This is a genomic window from Mariniphaga sediminis, from assembly GCF_003573545.1.
GTDB lineage: Bacteria > Bacteroidota > Bacteroidia > Bacteroidales > Prolixibacteraceae > Mariniphaga > Mariniphaga sediminis.
Genome location: NZ_QWET01000012.1, coordinates 41093 through 53892, shown reverse-complemented (window position 1 = coordinate 53892; position 12800 = coordinate 41093). Strand labels below are relative to the sequence as shown.

10 protein-coding genes are annotated in these 12800 nt (G+C 46.0%); all 10 read left to right on the top strand.

Annotated elements, in window-relative coordinates; translation table 11 throughout:
- Positions 1 to 5: 5 nt before the first annotated feature.
- Genes D1164_RS15455 through D1164_RS15410 form a run of 10 tightly spaced genes read left to right on the top strand, consistent with a single transcriptional unit; the run spans position 6 to position 12537 of the window.
- Positions 6 to 3617 (top strand): nitrate reductase subunit alpha, encoded by a 3612-nt coding sequence (locus D1164_RS15455; RefSeq protein ID WP_119348375.1) that lies wholly within the window; start codon positions 6 to 8, stop codon positions 3615 to 3617.
- An 18-nt stretch (positions 3618 to 3635) separates the two neighbouring features.
- Positions 3636 to 5129 (top strand): nitrate reductase subunit beta, encoded by a 1494-nt coding sequence (gene narH, locus D1164_RS15450; protein ID WP_119348374.1) that lies wholly within the window; start codon positions 3636 to 3638, stop codon positions 5127 to 5129.
- A 1-nt stretch (position 5130) separates the two neighbouring features.
- Positions 5131 to 5730, top strand: a complete 600-nt coding sequence (locus D1164_RS15445; protein WP_119348373.1) for a hypothetical protein — start codon at positions 5131 to 5133, stop codon at positions 5728 to 5730.
- Positions 5731 to 5763: 33 nt separating this feature from the next.
- Positions 5764 to 6441: a respiratory nitrate reductase subunit gamma gene (gene narI / locus D1164_RS15440; RefSeq protein WP_119348372.1), complete on the top strand. Its 678-nt coding sequence runs from the start codon at positions 5764 to 5766 to the stop codon at positions 6439 to 6441.
- Positions 6442 to 6455: 14 nt separating this feature from the next.
- Complete coding sequence (gene moaA, locus D1164_RS15435; protein WP_119348371.1) at positions 6456 to 7436, top strand: GTP 3',8-cyclase MoaA; 981 nt, start codon at positions 6456 to 6458, stop codon at positions 7434 to 7436.
- 31 nt (positions 7437 to 7467) lie between these two features.
- Positions 7468 to 7683 (top strand): MoaD/ThiS family protein, encoded by a 216-nt coding sequence (locus D1164_RS15430; RefSeq protein ID WP_172594316.1) that lies wholly within the window; start codon positions 7468 to 7470, stop codon positions 7681 to 7683.
- Positions 7684 to 7693: 10 nt separating this feature from the next.
- Positions 7694 to 8773 carry a HesA/MoeB/ThiF family protein gene (locus D1164_RS15425; protein WP_119348369.1) on the top strand — a complete coding sequence of 360 codons (1080 nt, stop codon included), beginning with the start codon at positions 7694 to 7696 and terminating at the stop codon, positions 8771 to 8773.
- A gap of 8 nt (positions 8774 to 8781) precedes the next feature.
- Positions 8782 to 9222 carry a molybdenum cofactor biosynthesis protein MoaE gene (locus D1164_RS15420; protein ID WP_119348692.1) on the top strand — a complete coding sequence of 147 codons (441 nt, stop codon included), beginning with the start codon at positions 8782 to 8784 and terminating at the stop codon, positions 9220 to 9222.
- 3 nt (positions 9223 to 9225) lie between these two features.
- Positions 9226 to 9918 carry an MOSC domain-containing protein gene (locus tag D1164_RS15415; protein ID WP_119348368.1) on the top strand — a complete coding sequence of 231 codons (693 nt, stop codon included), beginning with the start codon at positions 9226 to 9228 and terminating at the stop codon, positions 9916 to 9918.
- Positions 9919 to 9921: 3 nt separating this feature from the next.
- Positions 9922 to 12537 carry a YCF48-related protein gene (locus D1164_RS15410; RefSeq protein WP_119348367.1) on the top strand — a complete coding sequence of 872 codons (2616 nt, stop codon included), beginning with the start codon at positions 9922 to 9924 and terminating at the stop codon, positions 12535 to 12537.
- The last annotated feature ends 263 nt before the right edge of the window (positions 12538 to 12800 follow it).

Below are 12800 nucleotides of genomic sequence, written 5' to 3'. Positions count from 1 at the left end.
AATATATGAGTTGGATAAAAGATATGATTTCTCCCAAAGCGCGGAAATGGGAGGAGTTTTACCGTAACCGCTGGCAGCACGATAAAGTAGTTCGAAGTACCCACGGCGTAAATTGTACGGGCGGTTGCAGTTGGAATATTCATGTAAAAGACGGCATAGTGGTTTGGGAGTCGCAGGCACTGGACTATCCGTTGCTCGAAAATTCCCTGCCTCACTACGAACCACGGGGTTGCCAGCGGGGTATCTCTTTTTCATGGTATCTGTACAGTCCGGTACGCGTGAAATACCCGATGATAAGGGGCGCCTTAATTGATATTTTCAGGGAAGAAAAAGAAAAGACAGGAGATGCCTTGCTTGCCTGGCAAAATATTCAACAGGATCCGCAGAAAAGAAAGCGCTACCAGAAAGCCCGTGGAAAAGGCGGTTTTCGTCGTATCTCATGGGACGAAGCGTTGGAAATTATTGGCGCGGCAAACATTTATACTGCTAAAAAATATGGACCCGACAGGGTGGTGGGCTTTTCACCCATACCAGCCATGTCAATGATGAGTTTTGCAGCCGGTTCCCGTTTTTTGCAACTGTTTGGTGGCGTAAACCTGAGCTTTTACGACTGGTATTGTGACCTGCCTAACTCGTTTCCTGAAACCTGGGGTGAACAAACCGACGTTTGCGAAAGCGCTGATTGGTACAATTCCAAATTTATTGCGGTGATGGGGGCCAACCTGGGGATGACGCGTACGCCCGACGTTCACTTTTTTTCCGAATCAAGGCACAACGGTACCAAAACAGTGGTATTTTCTCCGGATTTTAATATGGTCGCAAAATATGCCGATCAATGGGTTCCGGTACACGCCGGGCAGGACGGTTCTTTTTGGATGGCCGTAACACACGTTATTCTGAAAGAAGCACATTTTGAGCAGAAGGTTCCTTACTTTATCGAATACACAAAAAAATATACTGACGCTCCGTTTTTGGTGGAGCTGAACAGGGAAGGGGAAAATTATGTTCCGGGAAAGCTGTTGCGGGCGAATATTTTAGAGAAATATGAAACGGCAGAAAATGGAGACTGGAAGTTTCTGAATATCGATGAAAAGAGCGGGGAGTTTGTTTGCCCGTCGGGAAGTTCGGGGCACCGCTGGCAGGAAAAAAAGGGAAAATGGAACATCCGGTTCAGGGATGGTGAAACCGGGGATGAATACAATCCGCTGCTCAGTCTGATAGAACAAAACGATGAAATCTTGCAGGTGGATATTACCCGTTTTGATAAGAATGAAAAAATAAAAAGAGGGGTTCCCGTGCGTTACGTAACAACGGCAGCCGGGAAGGTGGCATTTACCACCGTTTATGATCTGATGATGGCCCAGTACGGGGTCAGCAGGGGGCTTGAGGGTGATTATCCGGCAGATTACGAAGATTCCGGTTCGGTTTATACGCCGGCATGGCAGGAAATATATTCGGGAATCAGTGCAGGAACGGTAATCCGGTTTGCCCGTGAGTGGTACCGCACCGCGCAGGCTACCAACGGAAAATGTATGGTTATCATTGGCGCAGGGATCAATCACTGGTATCACAGTAATTTGATTTACCGGTCGGCTACCATGTCGCTGATTCTTACCGGCTGTATCGGGGTAAATGGTGGCGGAATGAACCACTATGTGGGGCAGGAAAAGCTGGCACCTGTTGATTCGTGGGGTACCATCATGTCGGGTAAAGACTGGAAGATTCCGGCCCGGTTTCAGCAGGCTCCCATCTGGCATTACATCCATTCCGATCAGTGGCGGTACGATGGCAACCAGGCCGACTACAATGCAGTCCCCAAAAATGAATTTTCTTCGCAGCATTCTGCCGATCTTATTGCCAAATCGGTAAGAAACGGATGGATGCCGTTTTTCCCCCAATACAATAAAAATCCGTTTGACATTGTAAAGGAGGCAAAAAAGGCAGGCGCTTCGGGGAGCAAAGAAATTCAGCAGTATATAATTGAAAAACTGAAATCAGGAGATTTAAAGTATTCGGTCAATCATCCGGATGAAGAGGTGAATTTTCCAAGGGTATGGTATATCTGGAGGGGAAATGCCCTGATGTCAAGTGCAAAAGGGCATGAATATTTTTTGAAACATTACCTGGGAACCCACCATAATGAAATTGCCGACGAAGTAGCAAAAGAGTTTGTGAAGGAGATTGAATGGAAAGAGGATGCCCCGGAGGGAAAAATGGATTTGGTGGTGGATTTAAATTTCAGAATGGATACGTCTGCATTATATTCCGATATCGTCCTGCCGGCTGCTTCCTGGTATGAAAAAGCAGACCTGAACAGTACCGACATGCACTCCTTTATTCATCCTCTTTCTGCGGCTATTCCGCCAGTCTGGGAATCTAAACCCGACTGGGTTATTTTTCGGGAAATTGCGCGGGTAACCAGTGAACTGGCTAAAGTGCATTTGCCGGAACCACAACTGGATGTGGTGAATTTACCCATTGCGCACGATTCGAAGGGGGAAATTTCGCAGAGGGAAATAAAAGACTGGTTCGCCGGGGAGTGCGAGCCGGAACCCGGAAAAACCATGCACAATATGGTGACAGTTGAAAGAGATTATACAAAGCTTTACGACCGGTTTATAAGTTTGGGTGACAACGTAAAAAACGGAGTGGGTGCACACGGCACTTCTTTTCAGTGCGACGATTTTTATGAGGGGCTGCTCTCCGATAAAAAACATACTCATACGGTTGACGGCAAATCTTACCCTTCCATCAAAGAGGATGTGGAAGCCATTGATGCGTTGTTGCAACTTTCATCCTTAACGAACGGAAAGCTGAGCGAACGAGCGTTTGTGAGTGCAGAACAAAATACGGGCGTTGATTTGAGTAACCTTCGTCCGAAAAATAATGAGTCTTCGGTACGGTACAAAGACTTACTTTCTCAACCGCGAAGGCTGCTCAATTCTCCTATTTGGTCGGGTTTAATGGATAATGGCAGGGCTTATTCGGCCTTTACTCTGAATGTGGAATACCTTGTTCCGTGGAGAACCCTTACCGGGCGGCAACATTTTTACCTTGACCACGAGGGGTACATTCATTTTGGTGAAAACCTGCCAACATACAAACCTTCGCCGCGCCCTGAATTGTATGGCGATTTACGCAAATCGGTGAATGAAGGCAGGGCCAAACTGCTGAATGTGCTGACCCCTCACGGGAAATGGCACATTCACTCCACTTACGGAGACACATTGCGCATGCTTACCCTTTCGCGGGGAATGGAACCCTGCTGGCTCAGCGAAAAAGATGCAAAAGAGCTTGGGATAAAGGACAACGACTGGGTGGAAGTGCTGAACGACAATGGCGTGTATTGTACACGCGCCTGTGTAAGTTCCCGCATTCCTTCGGGAATATGTATCGTTTACCATTCGCCCGAACGGACTTATTCGGTACCTAAATCGCCCAGCCGCGGAAACAGAAGGGCTGGCGGTCATAACAGCCTTACAAGGGTGCACCTGAAACCCAACCTGTTGGTGGGTGGTTACGGTCAGTTCACCTTCCACATGAATTACTGGGGGCCTGTGGGGGTTAACCGGGATACTTTTGTTTTTGTGCAGAAAATGAATCAGGTGAATTTTTAAATCGATAAAACGACAATTATGGATATACGATCGCAGATTTCAATGGTCTTTCACCTCGATAAGTGTATTGGGTGCCACACCTGTTCCATTGCCTGTAAAAATACATGGACCGACAGAAAAGGAGCCGAATACATGTGGTGGAACAATGTGGAAACCAAACCGGGGACCGGCTATCCGGGGAAATGGGAAGATCAGGAAGCTTACAAAGGCGGATGGGAAAAAAATGGAGATTCGTTAAAATTGAAAGGAGTGGGGAAAGTGAAAGGATTAAAAAAAATGTTTCATAATACCCACATGCCTACCATGGATAATTACTATGAGCCATGGACTTATCAGTATGAAAAATTGTTTGATTCTCCGGAAGGAGACGACCAGCCAACAGCAGAGCCGGTTTCACTGGTAACCGGTGAAAAAATGACGCCGAAAGCAGGGCCCAACTGGGACGACGATTTGGGAGGATCGCCAGAATATGCCCGAAACGATGTAAACCTGAAAGATTTGTCACCGGCAGAAAGGGAAACCATGTTCCAGTTGGAACGGATGGTAATGTTTTACCTGCCGCGTATTTGCAACCACTGCCTAAATCCGGCCTGTGTTGCCGCATGTCCTTCCGGCGCTATTTACAAAAGGGGGGAAGACGGGATTGTACTTGTTAATCAGGAGCGCTGCAGGGCCTGGAGAATGTGTGTTACAGCATGTCCTTACAAGAAGGTTTATTTTAACTGGCACACCGGTAAATCAGAAAAGTGCATTCTCTGTTATCCACGGCTCGAAACCGGGCAGGCACCGGCCTGCATGCACTCGTGTGTGGGACGTATCCGGTACCTTGGTGTCATGCTTTATGACGCCGACCGCCTGAAAGAGGTGGCTTCCTGCGATGAAAAAGATCTCGTAAAAAAACAGCTTGATTTGTATCTCGATCCGAACGATCCCGAAGTGATTGCCGCTGCAAAAACATGCGGAATTCCGGATTCTACCATTGAAGCGGCGCAAAAATCCCCGGTTTGGAAGTATGTGAAAGAGTGGGGGGTGGCTTTGCCCCTTCACCCTGAGTTTCGCACGTTGCCCAGTTTGTTTTACGTAATGCCATTGTTGCCGGCCATGGCGCAAATCAACGATGACAATAATTACCACAATGTGGGATCGGCACTTTGGGATGACATGGACAACCCGCGCCTTCCGTTAAAATACCTTGCCAGCCTTTTCAGTGCGGGAGATACCACTATCATTGGAAATATTCTGAAAAAGCTGATGAGCGTTCGGCAGTACCGCCGGGCAGTTACCGTAGGGGATATCAGTTGGGATGATGTGGATAAAATTATGCTGGAATCGGGTTTGACGCCTGATGTGGCAGAAGATATTTACCGGTTAACCTCTTTGGCCAGGCTGGAAGAACGTTTTGTTATTCCTCCGGCGCATCGTGAAGAAGCCATTGAAATGATGGAAGAAACCCATATTCATAAGGGGAGTACAGGGTTCGGATTTATGAAAAAACCAAAACGAGGATTGTAAAATGAAGGATTTAACACATTATACAGACCTGGCTGCCATTTTCAGGTATCCCACTCCGAAAAGGGAATCCTTCATTGGAGTGTGGCGGAAAATTATCTGGAATGGGCTGACTGAACAGGGACCTAAACTTGAAATGTTTATTACGCATGTTCAGGAGAAAACCATCGCCGCCCAGCAGGAATATTACATCAGCACCTTTGACGTACAGGCAGTTTGTTATCTGGATATCGGCTACGTACTTTACGGAGAAGATTATAACCGGGGTATATTTCTGGCCAACATGAAAAAAGAACAGGAGAACGCAGGGAATGACTGCGGAAGTGAACTTCCGGATCACCTGCCCAATATGCTCACTTTGTTGCCCAAACTCGGGGATCAAAACCTGGCTGAAGAACTAGTCGTTTCAATAATGATTCCGGCGCTTGAAAAGATGATTGAGTCGTTTCAGGCTACCGATAATGTGTATAAAGGAATGCTGGAAGTACTTCTGAATGTGATGAAAAATGACTATCCTGCTTCTGAATTTGAACGGTTTAATTTCAGTTCGCAGGAAAAGGCCAGGAGTTTTGAATGCCTGCCACAATGGAGGAATATTAAATAGCCTTTGTAGTTAATAGTTATAAAGAACGATGTTATGAACGGAGTTTTCTTTTTTATTGTATTGCCTTACCTTGCAACGCTTTCCTTGCTTTTAGGCAGTATTTACAGGTACCGTTTTTCCGGATACCAGGTTTCCTCTCTTTCCAGCCAGTTTCTTGAAAGTAAACAACTGTATTTCGGGAGCAGGCCGTTTCACTGGGGACTGATTTTTCTTTTTTTCGGCCACCTGGCAGCATTTCTTACGCCACGCGCTGTGTTAGCCTGGAACCAGGTACCCCTGCGCCTGTATATTCTGGAATTTACCGCTTTTGCTTTTGGGTTTATTGTTTTGGCCGGACTCATTTTGTTGATTTTAAGGCGCATCAAAACAAAAAGGCTCCGCGTTGTAACAACCTGGATGGATATTTTTGTTTATATTATCCTTTTGACTCAGGTGGTTACAGGGCTTTGGACTGCCTTCTTTTTCAGGTGGGGGTCGTCGTGGTTTGCCCTGGTGTTAACTCCTTACCTGCGGTCTGTTTTTAAACTCAATCCTGAAATAGCGGCTGTATCCCAACTTCCGGTGGCGGTTCAGATTCACATTATTTCGGCCTTTATTTTAATCGGAATGATTCCGTTTACCCGTTTTATGCACTTTCTGGTTTATCCGTTTACCTACCTTTGGAGGCCATACCAGCAGGTAATCTGGAACTACCGAAATACCAAAAATTAAACAGGGAATTGCTCATGCTGCTCGATCAATTTGGAAGAATCCATAACTATTTGCGTATTTCACTCACCGATAACTGTAATTTCAGGTGCAGCTATTGTATGCCCCTGGGGAAAATAGATTTTCTTTCGGGCGAAAAATTGATGCAGCCGCATGAAATAGAGAATATTGCAAAAGTTTTTGTCCGGCTTGGGGTAACAAAAATACGCCTGACCGGAGGAGAACCTCTGGTCAGGAATGGAGTGGAGGAGATCATCCGGCTGCTTGCACCCCTGCCCGTGGAGCTGACGCTTACCACCAACGGCGCAAGAGTGCGCAATTTTATCGGACTTTTTAAGGAGGCGGGTATCCGTTCCGTAAATGTCAGTCTGGATTCACTAAACCCGGATACTTTTATACGCATTGCACAACGGGACACCTTCCGGCAGGTGTGGGAAAACATTCTGCTCCTGCTTGAGAACAACATCCGGGTAAAATTGAACACAGTGGCAATATCCGGTGTTATCGAAAAGGAATTGTTCAATTTTATTGATTTGACCCGTAGGCTGCCACTACACGTCAGGTTCATTGAATTTATGCCTTTCGCCGGTAACCATTGGAACAGCGGAAAGGTGATTACTGCCGGGCAAATGCTGAAAATGGCAGAACAGCATTATGATTTGGTGAAGCTGAAAGATGAACCGCATGCTACGGCAAAAAAATACAAGGTAATTGGTTTTGAAGGCACCATTGCCTTTATTACGACAATGAGTAAGCATTTTTGCGGGGAATGCAACCGCATCAGGCTGACGGCCGACGGGAAAGTGAAAAATTGCATTTTCGGAAAAGAAGAAGTTGATATTCTGAAAGAGTATCGTGCCGGACGGCCAATTGAGCCACTTATACGGGAGTCGATTCGCGGGAAGCACAAAATAATGGGAGGTCAATTTATGAACGGATACAAAAAAGTTGATCCTGAAACCATTAAAAACCGAAGTATGATTCGAATTGGAGGATAAAAAAATGAAGACCGGATTTCACACAATAAAAATGTTCGGAATACTAGCAGAAAAAACCGGGCAGCATGTTTTGACTGTTCCGCTCATGGCTGATACGGACCAGCTCACTGCCTGGCTGTTTGAGAGATATCCGCAACTGGAAGGAATAAAATTTACATTAGCTGTTAATAAACAGCTCATTCATAATAATACACCTTTGGATGAAGGAGTAGAAGTAGCTTTGCTTCCTCCTTACTCCGGCGGGTAAAAAAATAGAAATGGGACGCTTCGAACGACAGATAATTTTACCTGAACTGGGCAGGGAAGGGCAGCAAAAACTGCAATCGGCCAGAGTGCTTGTGGTGGGGGCCGGAGGTTTGGGATGCCCGGCTCTCCTTTACCTGGCGGCGGCTGGTGTTGGAAGTATTGGCATTGCCGACGGCGACCGTGTGGCCATTTCCAATCTTAACAGGCAGGTACTCTTTGGCCTGAACGATGTTGGAAATCCCAAAGCATCTGTTGCCAAACATTACATCAATGAACGTTATCCGGATATACAGGTTGAAGCGTATGATCGTTACTTTTTGGCAAAAGACCTGGTTGAGATACTGCCCGGTTATGACCTTCTGATTGACGCCTCCGATAATTTTGCTACCCGGTATATGCTGAATGATGCTGCAGCGCTGTTCGAAAAACCACTTGTTTATGGCGCCGTTTACAAGTACGAGGGGCAGGTTGCCCTGTTTTGTGCCGGCGAGGGAAGTGCCAATTACCGGGATTTGTACCCGCTTATGCCGGAGCCCGGTGAAGTTCCGGGTTGTGCCGAGGCGGGGGTGATTGGGGTTTTATCCGGAATTATTGGAACCATGCAGGCTGCCGAGGCCGTTAAATGGATAACAGGAATTGGTAAAACTCTGGTCAACAAAGTACTTTTTTATAACCTTGCGGAGCAGTCTTTTTATGACATTGGACTGACTTCCAGTGATGAGGCACAAAAGAGACGGCCCGCCACAACAGAAGCATTTTTAAAAACAGATTATGCGTTTGAATGTGTTTCAGGAATTGATATTGGGTGGAATGCGGCCATGTTAATGGCAGAACAAAAGCCATCGGTTTTTATCGATATCCGTGAATTGTATGAAATGCCCCGGTGGACAAATACCGAATGCCTGGAGATTCCTTTTTCTCAATTAATACAAAAGAAAAATTCAGTATTCGATAGTAAGTCGATCTTTTTGTTTTGCCAGCATGGAATTCGCAGTCAGCCGGCAGCGGTGGAATTACGGAAAGTGTTAAAAAGAGACAATGTGTATTCAGTAACGGGTGGTGTGAAACATCCTGATTCACCTGTTAAATAATGGTTTATATGGAAAGGAAGCCCAAAAATATTTTTATACAGGGAGCAATTCCTGCGGAGAAAATAACTGAATCGGTTCAAAAACATGCCACCCAGACAGATATTGGCGCCCATGCCATTTTTCTGGGACAGGTGCGGGCCGATACAAAAGACGAAGGTGTGGTAACTGCCATTGAGTACACTGCTTATGAAGAGATGGCTTTGGAAAAAGTATTTGACATCAGGGAGGCCGTTTTTGCAAAATACCCGGTTACATGTGTGCATATTTACCATAGCCTGGGACAGGTGGATGCGGGCGAAATATGCTTTTTTGTTTTTACCTCGGCGCCGCATCGCCGGGAGGCCATTGATGCCTGCAACGAAATTGTGGAAAGGATAAAAGCTGAAGTTCCGGTTTGGGGCCGTGAGTTGCTCGGTAATGATAAACATGTTTGGAAAAAGAATACCTGAAATATGAAGATTACTACGCTTTTAACGGGAAAAATTGGCCTGCTGGGACAGGAAGGTGTGCCCAGCGGTATTAAAAAGAAGGCAACGCTAAAAAAAGAAAAAGTATCGGTTTTAGGGCTGGTTAACGACGAGCAAGCCGATAAAAAACATCATGGAGGCCGGGATAAGGCCATTCATCATTATGCATTCGAACACTACAATTACTGGAAAAATGTTCCGGATATCTCCTTGCCGGGTATGTTGCGAGAGGGCGGGTTTGGCGAAAATATATCTACCATGGGAATGGATGAATCTACCATTTGTATTGGCGATAAATACAGGGTGGGATCTGTTGTGCTGGAAGTCAGCCAGGCCCGGCAACCGTGCTGGAAACTGAACCTCCGGTTTGGTCATCCGAATATGTCGCGCATGGTACAGGACAGTCTTCGGACAGGCTGGTACTACCGTGTGCTGGAAGAAGGCTGGATACAGGCAGGGGATCATTTTACCCTGTTGGATCGAACCTGTCCTGAATGGCCTTTAAAAAGGCTGCTGCACCTTTTGTATATCGATATGAAAAACGAACGGTTGCTGGAAGAAATGACTCATATTGGTCCGCTAAGCGAAGCATGGAAAAAGACAGTTCGTCAAAGACTGGAAACAGGAGAAATAGAAGATTGGAATCACCGGCTTTATAATAAATCACCCAAAATTTAAACGATGAAAAGAATTTTACAATCCGGCCTATTTGTGGCTTTTTTTATTCTAACAATACCTGCTGTATCGCAGTTGCCGTCTAACTGGACAAAACTTCCCGGAGGGACTGGGAAATCACTCCGGGATGTGGTGGCTTTCTCCCCTGATACATTGTTTGCCCTTGATGAAGAGGGGAATATTCTTTCTACTTTCGATGGTGGAAACGCCTGGAAAACGCGTAACCCCCAGACGGGGAAAGAGATAAAAATTAATGCATTGCGCATAAACAGTAGTGCCCGGACCATTATTGCAGTGGGAGATACCAATGCCGTTTTTCGGAGTACAAACATGGGGGAAAGCTGGGAGTCAACCTATGCCGGCTCCGCAGATGCTCCGGTTTCGTTTTATGCCATAACCGGGGACGGAGCAAATTACGATGAAAATATCGTTTTTGCAGTGGGTCAAAACGCAACCATTCTAAAATCCTCGAATGATGGCATTGAATGGGAAAAAATTGAAATGGATGCAGGAGTTACCCAGAGTTTTAAATTTGTTACCTTCCTGAATCCCGACACCGGATTTGTTGCCAGTGTTAAAGGAATGCTCAGAACTTTTGACGGAGGCCAGACCTGGGACTTGGTAGCAACAGGAGACAGTATTAGTGCCGTAAAATCCAAAAGGAAATTTAAAGCAGGCAAAGCGTTGGCCGATGAGGTAAAGTTGGTTGGGAATGATGGCGGAGGCATACAAACTTCCACAAATTATGGCGCCACCTGGGCTAAAGACAGCATTGAAAATTCATGTGCCCTGCTGGCAACCGGCGGTGTTATTTTTGACAAGGAGCAATGCGAAAACCTGCATAAAGGAATGCTTGTGTCAGGAGGTGTTGGTGAAAAAGGAAACATGCTGTTTATGCTTTCCGGAAGTACATTTCAGGGCGTGTTACAACCCAAATGGGAGAATGTTGAGCTGGAAGGTATTTTGATGGTGATGCGCCGGATGGATGACAAGACAATAATTGCAGAAACCCTTACAGAGAGTAACGGCAGATTTGATTTGGACATTCCGGCATCGGTAAGCGGAGATGTGGAGGTTGTTGCCAGGCAAGCCTGGGATCAAGATTGGTGCCCCCGGACTTTGCCATTCGACTTCGACACAACTCTGGAGCCTATGGAAGAGTGCGATGAATCTACTCTTCCTCTGCGAATTATTAGTCCGGAATCAGTTGTATTAAACGACCTGGCTTTTAACAATGACAGCTGGATTACTGTTGGAAATAACGGAGTTGTTTTGCGCAGCACTGATCCCGATGACGACGGAGACGGACTTCCTACGGTTTGGGTTGAAGAAAACAGCCGTACAAATGAAGACTTGTTTGCAGCCACGGCACGTGGAATTGAAAAATCGGATATCAGGAGGGGTTTTTATGCAGCAGGAAATGCAGGAACCATAGTTGCATCACAGACACCGGAGTTTGAGTTGGTTGCCCCAACCAAAACCGATTCGCTTTGTGCCGGAACTGAGATCACAATCAGTTGGAATGGCGGAGACCCGACATGGAATGTAGTTGTTTCGATTATTGATGTCAATTCCTGGGCAGTGGCTGCCGTTGTAAACCCAAATACCCTGAACGACGGGAATGAAACCTGGAATATTCCCCCCAATTTCGCTCCGGGGCTATATCAGGCTTACGTTCAGGAAGTAAACTATATTACATGGGCTTATGGTGATGTTTTTACGATAAAGAGCTGTCCCAACCAACCGGGGTGCATCACGGAATGTGAAAACAACCTTGTTCAAAACCACAATTTTAATGTTGATGCAACATACGGCCCCATGCCAATTGGCGCCACGGCAGACTGGGTGCGTTCATGGTCGAAAACCATGTTTATAAATGGGTACCACGGGGAATCTCCCGATGTTAGCGCTTCAACTTGTGATGCCACTGATACTGTAAGTATTGGTATGTGGGGGAATCATGCCATTGGTGAATCCATGGAGCAGGTGCTCAGTGTTCCCTTCAGCCCGGGCAAAGCATACGCTGTTTCATTTACTGCACGCTGGATGCCCTCTTTTAACAGGCCCTATCCCGTACAGTTTGAATTTAAAGCATCCACCGCTCCGCTCACAAGCCCCGGCGATGGGACACTTATTGGAATCTCTGATCCGATAACGACTCCCGGACAGTGGGTTACTCTCTCCCTGCCCGAGTGGGTTGCACCCGCTTCAAACCATGTGTCGGGCATCTACACCATGCTTACCGTAGGGCCAACGAACCAATCTTCAGCAATACACCCCGATTCCACGTCGTACGGTCAAATCGGAACAATTTGTATTACGGAAAAAGATCCTACAAATGCACATTCTCTTTCAAATCAGGATTGTGAGCTGGGGCAAAGTTTCCCAAATCCGTTTGAAAATTCAACCGTAATTGAATACTCTTTGTCCCGAGCAGAAAAGGTGACCCTTAAGATATATGATTTGTATGGGAAGGAAATAGAAACGTTGGTAGATAAGGTGGTTGAATCCGGGACTCATCGGGCAGAATGGAATGCAACCGGATTGCCTGCCGGGATTTATCTGTACCGGATTCAGGCAGGTAATTTTGCCGACACAAAACGAACTATTCTGGTTGAATGATGGTGTATGAAACAAGGTGACTTTGTCGATATGTATTGTCATTTATGCATACTTGTTTTCATTGCACGGAGTTTTTATTTACAGGCTAATTGGTTTTTTTGCTGCAAAAAGTGGGTGCGAAAACCTTTTAATGGATTGTCCTGAAATGTATAAAAAGGTATTGACAGTTTGTGGATTATAAACTACATTTGAGTCGGTTAAAATAATTTAGTACGAAGTGATGGCAGTATTTGCCCGGATATTTACAACGAGGTTATTTTCAT